At 60.3% G+C, this 14,919-nt stretch carries 14 protein-coding genes; 2 read left to right on the forward strand and 12 right to left on the reverse strand.

Annotated features, from left to right (window positions below):
* Window positions 1–46 precede the first annotated feature (46 nt).
* The 6 genes from phoU to BT199_RS18825 all read right to left on the reverse strand — a co-directional run bounded on the left by phoU (window position 47) and on the right by BT199_RS18825 (window position 8,476).
* Window positions 47–808, reverse strand: a complete 762-nt coding sequence (phoU, locus tag BT199_RS18795; protein WP_003195624.1) for a phosphate signaling complex protein PhoU — start codon at window positions 806–808, stop codon at window positions 47–49.
* Between the two features lie 70 nt (window positions 809–878).
* Window positions 879–1,712, reverse strand: coding sequence for a phosphate ABC transporter ATP-binding protein PstB (gene pstB, locus BT199_RS18800; protein ID WP_003195626.1), 834 nt, complete (start codon window positions 1,710–1,712; stop codon window positions 879–881).
* Window positions 1,713–1,875: 163 nt separating this feature from the next.
* The gene (gene pstA / locus BT199_RS18810) at window positions 1,876–3,546 is read right to left on the reverse strand and encodes a phosphate ABC transporter permease PstA (RefSeq protein ID WP_020302831.1); all 1,671 of its coding nucleotides are present in this window, start codon (window positions 3,544–3,546) and stop codon (window positions 1,876–1,878) included.
* A 15-nt stretch (window positions 3,547–3,561) separates the two neighbouring features.
* Complete coding sequence (locus tag BT199_RS18815; protein ID WP_172832677.1) at window positions 3,562–5,595, reverse strand: ABC transporter permease subunit; 2,034 nt, start codon at window positions 5,593–5,595, stop codon at window positions 3,562–3,564.
* Window positions 5,596–6,080: 485 nt separating this feature from the next.
* Entirely contained in the window at window positions 6,081–7,067 is a 987-nt protein-coding gene (locus BT199_RS18820; protein ID WP_003195633.1) for a phosphate ABC transporter substrate-binding protein PstS, read from the reverse strand.
* A 119-nt stretch (window positions 7,068–7,186) separates the two neighbouring features.
* On the reverse strand, window positions 7,187–8,476 hold the full coding sequence (locus tag BT199_RS18825; protein ID WP_014720517.1) for an MFS transporter: 1,290 nt from the start codon (window positions 8,474–8,476) through the stop codon (window positions 7,187–7,189).
* Window positions 8,477–8,882: 406 nt separating this feature from the next.
* Here BT199_RS18825 and BT199_RS18830 point away from each other — a divergent pair, with 406 nt between their 5' ends.
* Both BT199_RS18830 and BT199_RS18835 read left to right on the forward strand, forming a co-directional pair.
* Window positions 8,883–9,287, forward strand: coding sequence for an acyl-CoA thioesterase (locus BT199_RS18830; protein WP_003176975.1), 405 nt, complete (start codon window positions 8,883–8,885; stop codon window positions 9,285–9,287).
* Between the two features lie 58 nt (window positions 9,288–9,345).
* Window positions 9,346–10,245 (forward strand): D-hexose-6-phosphate mutarotase, encoded by a 900-nt coding sequence (locus BT199_RS18835; protein ID WP_072435260.1) that lies wholly within the window; start codon window positions 9,346–9,348, stop codon window positions 10,243–10,245.
* 116 nt (window positions 10,246–10,361) lie between these two features.
* Here the strand turns inward: BT199_RS18835 and BT199_RS18845 are convergent, their stop codons facing one another.
* The 6 genes from BT199_RS18845 to BT199_RS18870 all read right to left on the reverse strand — a co-directional run bounded on the left by BT199_RS18845 (window position 10,362) and on the right by BT199_RS18870 (window position 14,792).
* Window positions 10,362–10,898 (reverse strand): DUF3299 domain-containing protein, encoded by a 537-nt coding sequence (locus BT199_RS18845; protein WP_003195640.1) that lies wholly within the window; start codon window positions 10,896–10,898, stop codon window positions 10,362–10,364.
* Window positions 10,899–10,975: 77 nt separating this feature from the next.
* Window positions 10,976–11,221 (reverse strand): GlsB/YeaQ/YmgE family stress response membrane protein, encoded by a 246-nt coding sequence (locus BT199_RS18850; RefSeq protein WP_005792540.1) that lies wholly within the window; start codon window positions 11,219–11,221, stop codon window positions 10,976–10,978.
* Window positions 11,222–11,326: 105 nt separating this feature from the next.
* Window positions 11,327–12,412: a 5-(carboxyamino)imidazole ribonucleotide synthase gene (locus tag BT199_RS18855; RefSeq protein WP_020302828.1), complete on the reverse strand. Its 1,086-nt coding sequence runs from the start codon at window positions 12,410–12,412 to the stop codon at window positions 11,327–11,329.
* Window positions 12,413–12,423: 11 nt separating this feature from the next.
* Entirely contained in the window at window positions 12,424–12,915 is a 492-nt protein-coding gene (gene purE / locus BT199_RS18860; protein WP_003195648.1) for a 5-(carboxyamino)imidazole ribonucleotide mutase, read from the reverse strand.
* A 195-nt stretch (window positions 12,916–13,110) separates the two neighbouring features.
* Window positions 13,111–14,415, reverse strand: coding sequence for a type II toxin-antitoxin system HipA family toxin (locus tag BT199_RS18865; RefSeq protein ID WP_083535084.1), 1,305 nt, complete (start codon window positions 14,413–14,415; stop codon window positions 13,111–13,113).
* Window positions 14,412–14,792, reverse strand: a complete 381-nt coding sequence (locus BT199_RS18870) for a helix-turn-helix domain-containing protein (RefSeq protein ID WP_072435263.1) — start codon at window positions 14,790–14,792, stop codon at window positions 14,412–14,414. The genes BT199_RS18865 and BT199_RS18870 overlap by 4 nt, the downstream gene beginning before the upstream one ends.
* Window positions 14,793–14,919: the final 127 nt, after the last annotated feature.

A 14,919-nucleotide genomic window follows, 5' to 3' on the forward strand; every position in this document is an offset into this window, starting at 1 on the left:
ACGAAAACGCCCGGCCAGAGGCCGGGCGTTAATTTCTCGGGCAACCTTACTTATCGTCAGATTCGCCCGAAACATTAGGGATTAGATCAGCAGTCCCTTCAACTTCGGCTTTCATGCGCTTGAGGCCCATGTGCCGCACATCGGTGCCGCGCACCAGATAAATCACCAATTCCGAGATATTGCGCGCGTGGTCGCCGATACGCTCCAGGGAACGCAGCACCCAGATAATGTTCAAGACCCGCGAGATCGAGCGCGGGTCTTCCATCATGTAAGTGGCCAACTCGCGCAGCGCGGTCTTGTATTCGCGGTCGATGATCTTGTCGTACTGGGCCACCGACAACGCCAGTTCGGCGTCAAAGCGGGCGAAGGCGTCGAGGGCATCGCGCACCATGTTGCGCACCTGATCGCCGATATGGCGCACCTCCACGTAGCCACGGGGGGCTTCACCCTCTTCGCACAGCTGGATGGCGCGGCGGGCAATCTTGGTGGCTTCATCACCGATGCGTTCCAGGTCGATCACCGACTTGGAAATGCTGATGATCAAACGCAGGTCCGAGGCCGCCGGCTGGCGACGGGCGAGAATGCGCAGGCACTCTTCGTCGATATTGCGTTCCATCTGGTTGATCTGCTCATCAATCTCACGCACTTGCTGGGCCAGGCCCGAGTCGGCCTCGATCAGCGCGGTGACCGCATCATTGACTTGCTTCTCCACCAGCCCGCCCATCGCCAGGAGGTGGCTGCGCACTTCCTCAAGCTCGGCATTGAACTGCGCGGAGATGTGGTGGGTAAGGCCTTCTTTGCTAATCATGTTGGCGTCCTTGGAGCGTCCGGTAAGGTGCGGAAAACCGCAGCGTCAGTGCAATCAGAACCACAGCTTCCTAGCCGTAGCGACCGGTGATGTAGTCTTCGGTCTGCTTCTTCGCCGGATTGGTGAACAGGGTGTCGGTGTCGCCGAACTCCACCAGCTTGCCCATGTACATAAACGCGGTGTAGTCGGAAACCCGCGCCGCCTGTTGCATGTTGTGGGTCACGATGACGATGGTGAACTTGGACTTGAGCTCGTAGATCAGCTCTTCGACTTTCAGGGTGGAGATCGGGTCGAGGGCCGAGCACGGTTCGTCGAGCAGCAGCACTTCCGGCTCTACGGCGATGGTACGGGCGATCACCAGACGCTGCTGCTGGCCGCCAGACAAGCCGAGTGCCGATTCGTGCAGGCGGTCCTTGACCTCGTCCCACAATGCCGCGCCCTTGAGCGCCCACTCAACGGCTTCGTCGAGGATGCGTTTCTTGTTGATACCCTGGATACGCAGGCCGTAGACCACGTTTTCGTAGATGGTCTTGGGGAACGGGTTGGGCTTCTGGAACACCATGCCCACGCGGCGACGCAGCTCGGCCACGTCCTCGCCCTTGCGGTAGATATTGGTGCCGTAGAGGTTGATCGCGCCTTCCACACGGCAACCGTCCACCAGGTCATTCATGCGGTTGAAGGTACGCAACAACGTCGACTTGCCGCAGCCCGACGGGCCGATAAAGGCGGTCACACGCTGTTTGGGGATGTTCATGCTGACATCGAACAGCGCCTGCTTGTCGCCGTAGTACAGGCTCAGGCCGGGGACTTCGATGGCCACGGTTTCCTGGGCCAGGCTCAGGCTCTGCTTGTCGCGACCCAGGGCAGACATGTTGATGCCGTGGGATTGGGTTTCGTGTTGCATGGGATGCTCCCTGTGCTACCAATTCATTCGTTGAACCGCCGGGGCGGCTTACTCAAATTCTGTGTCTGTGGGAGCTGGCTTGCCTGCGATGGCATCACTGCGGTCTTACTGATACACCGCGTCGTCTGCATCGCAGGCAAGCCAGCTCCCACATTGGATCGCATTAGCTGTCCAGCGCTTTGTATTTTTCGCGCAGGTGGTTACGAATCCACACTGCCGACAGGTTGAGCGTGGCGATCACCAGTACCAGCAGCAACGCGGTGGCGTACACCAGAGGCCGTGCCGCTTCGACGTTGGGGCTCTGGAAGCCGACGTCATAAATATGGAAGCCCAGGTGCATGATCTTCTGGTCCAGGTGCAGGTACGGATAGTTGCCGTCCAGCGGCAGCGACGGCGCCAGTTTCACCACACCCACCAGCATCAGCGGCGCCACTTCACCGGCGGCGCGGGCCACGGCGAGGATCATGCCGGTCATCATGGCCGGGCTGGCCATCGGCAGCACGATCTTCCACAGCGTTTCCGCCTTGGTCGCGCCCAGTGCCAAGGAGCCTTCACGCACGGTTCGAGGGATCCGCGCCAGGCCCTCTTCGGTGGCCACGATCACCACCGGCACCGCCAGCAGCGCCAGGGTCAGCGAAGCCCAGAGCAGCCCCGGCGTACCGAAGGTCGGCGCAGGCAGCGCTTCAGCGAAGAACAGACGATCGACCGAGCCCCCCAATACATACACGAAGAAGCCAAGGCCGAACACGCCGTAGACGATCGCCGGTACACCGGCCAGGTTGTTCACGGCGATGCGGATGATGCGCGTCAAGGTGTTCTGCTTGGCGTATTCACGCAGGTACACCGCGGCCAGTACGCCAAACGGGGTCACGATCATTGCCATGATCAGGGTCATCATCACGGTGCCGAAGATGGCCGGGAAGATCCCGCCTTCGGTGTTGGCTTCCCGTGGGTCATCGCTGAGGAATTCCCAGACCTTGCTGAAGTAGAAACCGATCTTGGTCATCGTGCCCATGGCGTTCGGCTGGTAGGCGTGCACCACTTTGCCGATGCCGATTTCCACTTCCTTGCCGTTGCCGTCACGCGCCGTCAGGGCGTCGCGGTTGAATTGGGCATGCAGGTCGGCCAGGCGCGCTTCGATGTCCTGGTAGCGCGCATTCAGCTCGGCGCGGTCGGCGTCCATGTCGGCCTGGGCGGCAGCGTCGAGCTTGCCTTCCAGTTCCAGTTTGCGACCGTGCAGGCGGATGCGCTCCAACCCGGCGTTGATCGCGCCAATATCGGTTTTTTCCAGGCTCTTGAGCTGAGCGGCCAGCTTGTTCACGCGGTCCACGCGAGCTTGCAGCTCCGGCCACGCGGCCTCGCCTTCGGCAATCACCTTGCCGTCCTGCTTGACGTTGACCAGGGTGCCGTAGAAATTGCCCCATTCACGGCGCTCAATGGCCATCAGGTTGGTCGGTTTGGTCTGGTCCTTCAACCATTCGCCGACGATCCAGGTGAAGTCGTTGCCGTTCAAATCGCGGTTGCCGACCTTGATCAGCTCACGGGTCATGAATTCCGGGCCTTGGTCCGGCACTGGCAGGCCCGCGCTTTTCAGACGCTCACGCGGCACTTCTTCTTTCTGGACCACTTCGCCGATGACGATGTGGTTGGCCTGGCCTGGCACGTTGTAGTTGGCCTGGATCAGGTCGGCCGGCCAGAAATGGCCCAGGCCCCGCACCGCAATCACAGCCAGCAAACCAATGGTCATGATGACCGCGATGGACACCGCGCCACCGCTGATCCAGACGCCGGGGGCGCCGCTCTTGAACCATCCATTCAGGGAGTTCTGTTTCACAGACTTCTACCTTTCTTAAAGCGACGAGTATTTCTTGCGCAGACGCTGACGAATCAGCTCGGCGAGGGTGTTCATGATGAAGGTGAACAACAGCAGCACCAGCGCCGAGAGGAACAGCACGCGGTAATGACTGCCGCCCACTTCCGACTCGGGCATCTCCACCGCAACGTTGGCCGCCAGGGTGCGCAGGCCCTCGAACAGGTTCATCTCCATCACCGGGGTGTTACCGGTGGCCATCAGCACGATCATAGTCTCGCCCACGGCGCGGCCCATGCCGATCATCAGCGCCGAGAAGATGCCCGGGCTGGCGGTGAGGATGACCACGCGGGTCATGGTCTGCCACGGCGTGGCGCCCAGTGCCAGGGACCCCAGGGTCAGGCCGCGTGGCACGCTGAACACAGCGTCCTCGGCGATGGAGTAGATGTTCGGGATCACGGCAAAACCCATGGCCAGGCCGACCACCAACGCGTTGCGCTGGTCGTAGGTAATGCCCAGATCGTGGGAGATCCACATGCGCATGTCACCGCCGAAAAACCAGGTTTCCAGGTACGGGCTCATGTACAGCGAGAGCCAACCCACGAACAGGATCACCGGAATCAGGATCGCGCTTTCCCAGCCATCGGGAACGCGCAGGCGGATCGACTCAGGCAAGCGGCTGAAGACAAAGCCGGCGACCAGGATGCCAATCGGCAACAGCATCAACAGGCTGAAAATGCCCGGCAGATGCCCTTCCACATACGGCGCCAGGAACAGGCCGGCGAAGAATCCGAGGATCACCGTCGGCATGGCTTCCATCAGTTCGATCACCGGCTTGACCTTGCGGCGCAGGCTCGGCGCCATGAAGTAAGCGGTGTAGATCGCTGCAGCAACCGCCAGTGGCGCCGCCAGCAACATGGCGTAGAACGCGGCCTTCAAGGTGCCGAAGGTCAGCGGGGCCAGGCTCATCTTGGGTTCAAAATCGGTGTTGGCGGCCGTGGATTGCCAGACGTATTTAGGCTCGTCGTAGTTCTCGTACCAGACCTTGCTCCACAACGCGCTCCACGACACTTCCGGGTGCGGGTTGTCGAGCAACAACGGTTGCAGCTTGCCACCCGCCTCGACGATCACACGGTTGGCCCGTGGCGACATGCCGAACAGACCCTGACCGTCGACCACCGGGTCCACCAGCAAGGTGCGATGAGCGGTGCTGTGGAACACGCCGAACTGGCCAGCAGCATCCAGGGCGGTGAAGCCTTTGCGGCGCTCTTCAGCGCTGATTTCGACGATGGGTGCAGTGCCCATCTGGAAGGTGCGGATCTGCTTCAGGCGTTGCTCGCCATCCGGGTCACGGGCCATGAACCACTGGGCCAGGCCGCCTTTGGAGTTACCCAGGATCAGCGAGATGCCGCCGACCAACTGGGTGCTGGCGGTGATTTCCGTGTCGGCGTCTTCCAGCAGCTTGTAGCGCCCGTTGAGGCTCTTGTCGCGCAGGCTGAACACGTCGGCCAGGGCACGGCCGTTGATCACGTACAGCCACTGCTGGCGTGGGTCGATGAAGATCGCCTTCACCGGCTCGGTCATCTGCGGCAGCTCGACACGCTTCTGCTCGCTGGTGACCTCACCGGTCATCATGTTTTCTTCGCGGCTCAGGGTCAGCACGTTCAAGTGCGAACCGGCGGAACCTGCCACCACCAGGGAGGTGTCGGTGGCGTTGAGCGCGACGTGCTCCAGCGGGCGACCGGCGTCATCCAGCACGATCGGCGTTTCGCCGTAGGGGTACTCGATCGCTGGGGTGATGGTTTTCTTGCCGTCGGGGTACGACACCTTATAGGTGTGGCGGAACACTAAAGACTGGCCATTGGACAAGCCGAGAATCACCAGCGGGCTGCCCGGCTGATCTTCACCAATGGAAGCAACACTGGTACCGGCCGGAATCGGCAGGTCGACACGCTTGAGCTCGGCACCGGTGTCCACGGCAAAGAACAGCGCCTGGCCCTTGTCGGAAACCCGCATGGCGACCTGGTTCTGTTCTTCGAGGGAGATCATCAACGGCTTGCCGGCGTCCTGCATCCAAGCGGGCGTCAACGCGTCTTCCTTGGTCAACGAGGCGCCCTGGAACAATGGCGCAACCACATAGGCGAGGAAGAAGAAGATCAGGGTAATGGCGGCCAGCACGGCGAGGCCGCCGACCAGCACATACCAACGGGTGAAGCGATCCTTGAGCGCGCGGATGCGGCGCTTGCGTTGCAGCTCAGGCGTATTGAAATCAATGCGCTTGGGAGGGGAAGTCGTCGTCATGGTGGAATTGGCCAGATCATTCATGCGCACACCCTAGCGATCCTGTATGACAGAAAGATGACAGTGCAGTGACGCAACAAATCCGCCGCGAAGCAGGGCTGGCAGCGGATAAAAATTAGGGATGTAACCGGGCTTGTGTGGGAGCGGGCTTGCTCGCGAAAGCGGTGTGTCATTCAACACATCGGGCGACTGACACGACGCCTTCGCGAGCAAGCCCGCTCCCACAGGGGCCCGGTATTACACCGGGTATCGCAGGCTTAGTTGCCTTCTTTCAGACCCAGGTCAGCCAGGGCCTTGGCGGCGACTTTGGCTGGCAGCGGGATGTAGCCGTCTTTGACCACCACTTCCTGGCCCTGCTTGGACAGCACCAGTTTCACGAACTCAGCTTCCAGCGGCGCCAGTGGCTTGTTCGGGGCTTTGTTGACATACACGTAGAGGAAACGCGACAGCGGATACTTGCCGTTCAGGGCGTTTTCTTCAGAGTCTTCGATGTAGTCAGTGCTGCCTTTCTTGGCCAGTGGCACGGTCTTCACGCTGGCGGTCTTGTAGCCGATACCCGAGTAACCGATGCCGTTCAGCGAGGAGCTGATCGACTGCACGACCGAAGCCGAGCCCGGTTGTTCGTTCACGTTTGGCTTGTAGTCGCCTTTGCACAGGGCTTCTTCCTTGAAGTAGCCGTAGGTGCCGGATACCGAGTTACGCCCGAACAGTTGCACTGGCTTGTTGGCCAGGTCGCCGGTCACGCCCAGGTCACCCCAGGTTTTCACATCGGCTTTGGCGCCGCACAGACGCGTCGAGGAGAAGATCGCATCGACCTGTTCCATGGTCAGGTGCTGGATCGGGTTGTCCTTGTGCACAAATACCGCCAGAGCATCCACCGCAACCGGGATTGCCGTTGGCTTGTAGCCGTACTTCTGCTCGAAGGCAGCCAGTTCGGTGTCCTTCATCTTGCGGCTCATCGGGCCCAGGTTGGAGGTGCCTTCAGTCAGCGCAGGTGGCGCAGTAGCGGAGCCGGCAGCTTGAATCTGGATGTTGACGTTCGGGTATTCCTTTTTGTAACCCTCGGCCCACAGGGTCATCAGGTTAGCCAGGGTATCGGAACCGACGCTGGACAGGTTGCCCGACACACCAGTGGTCTTGACGTAAGCCGGGATTGCCGGATCAACACCAGCGGCCACCGCGTTGGCGGTCGCAACGCCAGCAGCGACAAACGTCATTGCCGCCATCAAACGTTTCAGTTTCATGCCTTGCTCCTAGCAGATAGGGATAATTGGATCGGGGCCAAGTATCGGCAGGCCGTGTGAACACTCTATGTCTGAAATATGACAATTAGATGAAAGGCCACTATCTGAGTGTGCCCGCTTCAGCGACCGCGTTTCCACAGATACCCGCCCACCAGCATCCCCATCACGCACAGCACGGCTACATAATAAGCCGGGCCCATCGGGCTCTCCTTCATCAGCAGCGACACCGCCAAGGGCGTCAACCCGCCGAACACGGCATAAGCAACGTTGTAGGAGAACGACAGGCCGCTGAAGCGCACCACCGGCGGGAAGGCTTTGACCATCACGTAGGGCACTACGCCGATGGTGCCGACAAACAGGCCGGTCAGGGCATACAAGGGGAACAGCCAGTCGGGATGCGCCATCAGGCTGTGATACAGCGTCCAGGAAGTCGCCAGCAGCAGTGCGCAACCGGTGACCAGCACGCGACCGGCACCAAAACGGTCGGCCAGCGCGCCTGCGGCGATGCAACCCAGGCTCAAGGTCACGATGGCCAGGCTGTTGGCCTGCAGTGCCACCGTGGGGCTGAAGTGATAGATAGTTTGCAGCACGGTCGGGGTCATCAGGATGACTACCACCACGCCGGCCGACAGCAGCCAGGTCAACAGCATCGACAGCACAATGGCGCCACGGTGATCGCGCAATACGGCGCGCAAGGGCAGTTCAGCGGCCAGGCTCTTGCGTTGCTGCATCTCGGCGAAGATCGGGGTTTCATGCAGCCAACGACGCAGGTACACCGACAGCAGGCCGAATACGCCGCCGAGCAGGAAAGGAATCCGCCAGGCGTAATCAGAGACCTGTTCCGGTGTATAGGCGCTATTGATGGCGGTAGCCACCAACGAGCCCAGCAGAATACCGGCGGTGAGGCCGCTGGTCAGGGTGCCGCAGGCATAGCCGATGTGGCGCGGCGGCACGTGCTCGGAGACGAACACCCAGGCGCCCGGTACTTCGCCGCCAATCGCCGCGCCCTGGATGATGCGCATCAGCAGCAACAGGACCGGCGCCCACAGGCCGATCTGCGCGTAGGTCGGAAGCAAGCCCATGATCAGGGTGGGCACGGCCATCATGAAGATGCTCAGGGTGAACATTTTCTTGCGGCCCAGCAGGTCACCAAAGTGCGCCATGATGATGCCGCCCAAGGGGCGGGCCAGGTAGCCGGCGGCGAAGATGCCGAAGGTCTGCATCATGCGCAGCCATTCGGGCATGTCGACGGGGAAGAACAGTTTCCCGACCACGGTGGCGAAAAACACAAAGATGATGAAGTCGTAGAACTCCAGCGCCCCGCCCAAGGCAGACAGCGACAGGGTTTTGTAGTCGTTGCGGGTCAGCGGGCGCGAGGGTTGCGCACTGCTTGCAGGCACGGAGGACATGGCAAGGCTTCTCTTATAGTAATCATCGTAAAGGACTGCACGCCCGTGACTTGCGGCGGGTTTGGCAAGATAGCAAATCGCCTGAAAAAGCACAGCGCCAGGAGCACAGTTGCGCGCAAAAGCCCCGATACAGCGTCTATTTACCGACCAAATGAGCGTCGGAAGGTCGTCGTGGCGCCAGGGTCTCGATATACTCGCCGGTGCAAGCGCCAGACCCGCTGTCTTGAGGGGCTGCTGTGCCAAAACGCTGTTGGGTACCATCCAGCCGATTTGGCAGAGTTTCCCTTTAGTTCGCCTTACGAGAAACGCATCGAGCGGTGTATGTTGGTGCTGAAACGTTTTTCTGAGAAGACGGCTATCCACTTGAAATACCCATGAAGCGTCACGGGTCAGAGGCACCCTCGGCATGATCGAACTCGAACAAGAAGATCCTATCCCGCAAGGCGATCTCGCCCTGCAAATCACCGCGCTTCCGCGTGAAACCAACGGTTTTGGCGATATCTTCGGCGGCTGGCTGGTCGCGCAGATGGACCTGGCCGGCACGGCAATGGCCAGCAAGGTCGCAGGTGGGCGCGTGGCCACCGTGGCCATTGATCGCATGGCGTTCCTGGTGCCGGTAGCCGTGGGCGCGCAGCTTTCCTTCTATACCCAGGCCCTGGAAATCGGCCGCAGCTCGATCCAGATGATGGTCGAAGTGTGGAGCGACGATCCGTTGTCCAGCGAATGGCGCAAGGTGACCGAAGCCGTATTTGTGTTCGTCGCCATCGATGGCAGCGGCCGCACGCGCTCGGTACCGTCACGGGCGCGTTAAACCTCGCCGGGTTTTAACGGTCAATTGCCCCATTGCCTGCCACTAAGAGAGCTTTGTCATGCCTACGCCCCACGTTGAGACGGTAAAAATCGACGAGCTGGACTGCTGGCGCATCCGCCACAACGGCGCCGAGTTGATGGTGGCCCACCAGGGTGCGCATATCTTCAGTTACCAGCGCGAGGGCGAACAGCCGCTGATCTGGCCGAACCCTGAGGCCGTGTTCAAGCAGGGCAAAGGCATTCGTACTGGCGTACCGGTGTGCTGGCCGTGGTTCGGGGTGTTCGACCGCAACCCGCAAAGTGTCAAAGCCATGCGCCAGAGTAATCAGCCTGCCGGCGCCCACGGTTTTGTGCGCACCGCCCGCTGGGAATTGGCCACCACCGAACTCGACGGCCAGACGCTGCGAGTGGACCTGGTATTGCCGGTGCCGGCTGGCGGCTTTCCAGGCTGGCCCCATCAGGTAGACCTGACGCTGAGCCTGCTGTTGGATGACCAACTGCACATCCGCCTGACCAGCCACAACCGCGGCGCCGACATCGTGACCCTCAGCCAGGCATTGCACACCTACTTCGCCGTGAGCGATGTGCGCAAGGTGCAGGTCGAGGGCCTGGATGGCGTGGCCTACATCGATACCGCCGACGGGTGGGCCGAGAAACAGCAAGCCGGGCTGCTGCACTTCAGCGCCGAAACAGACCGCATTTACCTGAATACTCCAACACAGCTGAATATCGTCGATAGCGATTGGCAGCGCCGTATCCAGCTCACCAGCGAAGGCTCGAAATCCACCGTGGTCTGGAACCCCTGGACTGAACGCGCCAAGGCTTTCGACGATATGGCCGATGACGGCTGGCAGGGTATGTTGTGCATCGAGACGGCCAACGTGCTGGACGATGTTGTGAACCTGGCGCCCGGCGAAAGCCACACTCTAGGCGTGAGCATCACGGCACTGGCCTTGTAAACCCAATCAAATGTGGGAGCTGGCTTGCCTGCGATGCAGGCAACTGGGTGTATCAGGAACACCGAGGCGCTGCTATCGCAGGCAAGCCAGCTCCCACAGGGGTTATGCTCTGAGCTTTAGAGATCAGACTCCTTCACCACCCGCACCTTCCCGGCCTCCAGCGCATACGCGGCGTCTGCCAAGTCGTTATTGACCTTCTCCACCTTCAACGTGCCCGTGACCCACAGCGGCGTGTAGATATCATCCAGCTTCAGCCCCTTGGGATAGCGCACCAGCACCAATTGATTAGGCGGCGGTGGCGGCACGTGTATGCAGGCGCCCGGGTAAGGCACCAGGAAGAACAATGTGCTGCGGCCCTTGGCGTCCGTTTCAAGCGGCACCGGATAGCCGCCAATGCGGATATTCTTGCCGTTCATGGCTGCGACGGTCTTGGTGGAATACATCACCGCAGGCAGGCCCTTGCTCTGCTTCAAGCCACCCTTTTCGGTGAACGTGCCTTGAGCTTCGGGAGAGTTATGGTCGATCTCGGGCATGGCTTCGAGAGCTTTCTGATCCGACAGCGGCATCAGGTCCAGCCAGTCGGTTTCCGGCAGTTCGCCAGCGTGCGCCAGGCCAGAGCCCAGCAGAAGAAGCGTTAACAGAAGACGGCGCATGGAGAGGCTCGGCAAATACAAGTGCCGAGCATTCTAGCCCTCTGCGCCTGCGCAGCGCAGAGGACTTTGTCGGCTGATTACTTCTTTTTGATCAGGCCGTAGATCACCAGCAACACGATGGCACCCACCAGCGCGCCGATGAAACCTGCGCCCTGGCCTGCCTGGTAGATCCCCAGGGCCTGACCGCCGTAGGTCGCGGCCAGGGAACCGGCGATACCCAGCAGGATGGTCATGATCCAGCCCATGCTGTCGTCGCCAGGCTTGAGGAAGCGCGCCAGGAGGCCGACGATCAAGCCGATAAAGATGGTTCCGATGATACCCATGGCATTTCCCTCTGATTGGTATGAGTCATGCCAAAGCCTAGTCAGGCTTTGGCATCCTGCAATCAGAGAGACGCAGAACCCCAATGGTTCCCGCCGTGGCCAGGCTTATTGTTCGGCGATCAGCGCTTCAACCTTGAGAATCTGCGCTTGCAACGTCGCACGATCCTTGCAGCGCAGGTTGGCGTGGCCGACCTTGCGCCCGGCCTTGAAGGCCTTGCCGTAGTGGTGCACGTGGCAATCGTCGATCGCCATCACACGCTCCACCGGCGGTACAGAGCCGATGAAGTTGAGCATGGCGCTCTCGCCGACCTTGGCCGTGGAGCCCAACGGCAAGCCCGCCACCGCCCGCAGGTGGTTTTCGAACTGGCTGCACTCGGCGCCTTCAGTGGTCCAGTGTCCGGAGTTGTGAACGCGCGGGGCGATTTCATTGGCCTTGAGGCCACCGTCGACTTCAAAGAACTCGAACGCCATCACGCCGACATAATCCAGCTGCTTGAGCACACGGCTGGAATAGTCTTCGGCCAGGGCCTGGAGCGGGTGGTCAGTGCTGGCTACCGACACTTTCAGGATGCCGTTGACGTGAGTGTTGTGCACCAACGGGTAAAAGCGGGTTTCGCCATCACGGGCGCGTACGGCAATCAGCGAGACTTCGCCAGTGAACGGCACGAAGCCTTCCAGCAGGCAGGCAACGCTGCCCAGCTCGGCAAAAGTGCCGACCACATCGGCCGCGGTACGCAGGACTTTCTGACCCTTGCCGTCGTAACCCAGGGTGCGGGTTTTCAACACCGCCGGCAGGCCGATGCTGGCGACCGCGGCGTCCAGGTCTGCCTGGGACTGGATGTCGGCGAAGGCCGGCGTCGGAATGCCCAGGTCCTTGAACATGCTCTTTTCGAACCAGCGGTCGCGAGCGATGCGCAAGGCTTCGGCGCTCGGGTACACCGGCACGAACTGCGACAGGAAGGCCACGGTTTCGGCCGGGACGCTTTCGAATTCGAAGGTCACCAGGTCGACTTCATCGGCCAGTTGGCGCAGGTGGTCCGGGTCGCTGTAGTCAGCGCGCAGGTGTTCACCCAGGGCCGCAGCGCAGGCGTCCGGCGCCGGGTCCAGGAAAGCGAAGTTCATCCCCAGCGGCGTACCCGCCAAAGCCAGCATGCGGCCCAGTTGGCCGCCACCGATTACACCGATTTTCATCAATAACAACCTCAGGCGATGCGTGGGTCTGGATTGTCCAGCACGCTGTCTGTCTGCTCAGCACGGAATTTTTTCAGCACCGCATGAAACTGCGGGTGCTTGGCGCCCAGGATGCTGGCGGACAGCAAGGCTGCGTTGATCGCGCCGGCCTTGCCGATCGCCAGGGTTGCCACCGGAATGCCAGCCGGCATCTGCACGATGGACAACAGCGAATCCACGCCCGAGAGCATCGACGACTGCACCGGCACACCCAGCACGGGCAGGTGAGTCTTGGCCGCGCACATGCCAGGCAAGTGCGCCGCGCCGCCGGCACCGGCGATGATCACCTCGATGCCACGGGATTCTGCTTCATCGGCATACTGGAACAGCAAATCCGGGGTGCGGTGGGCGGAGACCACCTTCACTTCGTACGGAATGCCGAGTTTTTCCAGCATATCGGCGGTGTGGCTAAGGGTGGACCAATCGGACTTGGAGCCCATGATCACGCCAACCAATGCACTCATCGTCGTGCCTCTTCTCTCTGGGCGCCCGCAGGCGCGTCAAAAAACAACAAGCCACGCGGGAGACCGGCGTGGCTTGGTGTACGAATTAAGGCCGGTTGGACCGGCCGAAGGCCGCGCAGTATACCGTAATAATCCAGATAAACAGCCCCTGGGATGACCATCTGTCTAGCGGCGCAAAGTGGCGGTTTTATTGACTTAAGAGTCAGGCGCGAGGTCCATTCGATGGGTCTTGGCAATGGCATCGATCATGACCGACGAGACCCCCACTTCTGCAGCGATCACAGGCCATTGCACCACCGCCTCATGCACCTCACGGATGATCTGCATGGCCTTCAGCCCTTTGATCTGGCTGCCCACACTGAGCAGGTCATCGACCACAAAATTGTCGCGCTTACCGTTGATGCTCATCTGATGGCTGTCGACCCAGAAGTTTCCAGGCATATAGGACCAAGTAATGTCATAGGCAGGCGACAAATACCAGGTACCGTCAGTGTCCAGCAGAAAGCTGATGTTCTTGGTGTGGTCGTCCTGATTTCGGGCGATCACGTTGAACACCATGCGCCTGAAAAACTGCTCCGCTTCCCAACGCCCCAGTTTCAGCGCCCTGAACACGTTCAGAGCCTCGGCGTAGGAGTACTCACCTGGTTTTTTGTAGTCGGCATGATCCAGTGCACACAAGGTCGCGGTGTGAATCTTGTCACCTTCATCGGTGCGGTCGAATCGCTTGGTCATGAAGTGAGCACGCCCGCCCTCTTCAAGCAGACGGCACTCAGTCATTACCACACCGGCTCGCCTGGCCATCAGGTGGTAGGCATATTCAATGCGACCAAACCCCTGGCTATCGGCAAGCACGTCGGTGTTTTTTGCGACATCGAACTTGAGCAACCAGTAGCTATAGCCTTTGGGCGCTGGAACCTGCCCTGACCTGATATGTCCTTCGCGATTGATGGCAATGATCGCCTTTGCGCGAGCGCCACCGGCACTTGTGCCCACCTGGATCAAGCGCTGCAACGCGGCGTCGTCGACGCTAGGGTCATTGGATGCCAGCCGGTCCTCCAGGCTTTGGCGCCCCGAGAGCACCTCCCCAGCCAACTGGGCCAGCGCCGCGATCTCGATCGTTTGGGCCTCATTCGCCTCAGTATTCATGGCCGGCCGATATTCCAGCGCGCCCATACCGCGATTACCTTGGTAAAGGAGTCGATCCACCGGCGTGAACGAAAGCTTGTCGCGACCCTGCTGCGCCAACCACGCGTTGATCAATGCATTACCGAAATCATCCGGAAGCGAGTCGGCAAAAATCGCCGGAAGCGCCTTATAGGTTTCCCGGTTCAGGTTGGTGAATGCGTAGGTGTACCCGGCGCGGGCGGGCATGTGAATGGGCGAGATCTCAAGCCCCGTGGCGACAAACTCGGGTGAAAACTCGAACTCGCCCACCTGGGTTGTCTCGTCCCAATTGAGCGCTCCGACGTATAAACCCCATAAATAAATCTGTGCAATCACCAACGGGTGTCCTTCTTGACTGCGTCGGGCACAAGGCGCTTTTTCTGGCCCGGTATAGAGGTGGTTTCGGATGAGTCTTTACGGGTGGTATAGGCGCGCTGACGTTTTTTCCCGGCCATTTTCGCCATCTGGATGGGGCTTGAACGCACCTCCTCGACCAGAGAACTCAACCGATCCAGTTCCCCGATCACCCGCAACACTGCAATCAGATTGAGCAAGGTGCCCTTGCCCACCATCAACTGCCGTAACGTCGTGCGGGAAATACCCGCCTCCTCGGCAACCGTTTCCTGATTGATGTTCTTCTTCACCCTCAAGGCTTCAACGCGCGAGCCAATCGCTTGGGCGATAGCCTGCTCACTCATCGTCGTCATACGCATTTTGTGCAGTTTCCTGATCAAAAGATGGATTTACACAAACCTTTGATCAGTATTCTAGCCAATATTTATCCGGCAAGTGATCACGTATTCAACAATACTTTTTGGGCAGAAAAATGATCAAAAAATG

This window comes from Pseudomonas sp. NFR02 (assembly GCF_900119375.1).
Lineage (GTDB): Bacteria > Pseudomonadota > Gammaproteobacteria > Pseudomonadales > Pseudomonadaceae > Aquipseudomonas > Aquipseudomonas paracarnis.

What these genes read in the sequence shown, in the direction of transcription:
- BT199_RS18835 (WP_072435260.1), top strand. Translation starts at nt 9,346, where the DNA reads ATGCCTACGCCCCACGTTGAGACGGTAAAAATCGACGAGCTGGACTGC.
- BT199_RS18830 (WP_003176975.1), top strand. Translation starts at nt 8,883, where the DNA reads ATGATCGAACTCGAACAAGAAGATCCTATCCCGCAAGGCGATCTCGCC.
- phoU (WP_003195624.1), bottom strand. Translation starts at nt 808, where the DNA reads ATGATTAGCAAAGAAGGCCTTACCCACCACATCTCCGCGCAGTTCAAT.
- BT199_RS18825 (WP_014720517.1), bottom strand. Translation starts at nt 8,476, where the DNA reads ATGTCCTCCGTGCCTGCAAGCAGTGCGCAACCCTCGCGCCCGCTGACC.
- BT199_RS18815 (WP_172832677.1), bottom strand. Translation starts at nt 5,595, where the DNA reads ATGCAGGACGCCGGCAAGCCGTTGATGATCTCCCTCGAAGAACAGAAC.
- BT199_RS18855 (WP_020302828.1), bottom strand. Translation starts at nt 12,412, where the DNA reads ATGAAAATCGGTGTAATCGGTGGCGGCCAACTGGGCCGCATGCTGGCT.
- BT199_RS18870 (WP_072435263.1), bottom strand. Translation starts at nt 14,792, where the DNA reads ATGCGTATGACGACGATGAGTGAGCAGGCTATCGCCCAAGCGATTGGC.
- BT199_RS18820 (WP_003195633.1), bottom strand. Translation starts at nt 7,067, where the DNA reads ATGAAACTGAAACGTTTGATGGCGGCAATGACGTTTGTCGCTGCTGGC.
- pstB (WP_003195626.1), bottom strand. Translation starts at nt 1,712, where the DNA reads ATGCAACACGAAACCCAATCCCACGGCATCAACATGTCTGCCCTGGGT.
- BT199_RS18845 (WP_003195640.1), bottom strand. Translation starts at nt 10,898, where the DNA reads ATGCGCCGTCTTCTGTTAACGCTTCTTCTGCTGGGCTCTGGCCTGGCG.
- purE (WP_003195648.1), bottom strand. Translation starts at nt 12,915, where the DNA reads ATGAGTGCATTGGTTGGCGTGATCATGGGCTCCAAGTCCGATTGGTCC.
- BT199_RS18850 (WP_005792540.1), bottom strand. Translation starts at nt 11,221, where the DNA reads ATGGGTATCATCGGAACCATCTTTATCGGCTTGATCGTCGGCCTCCTG.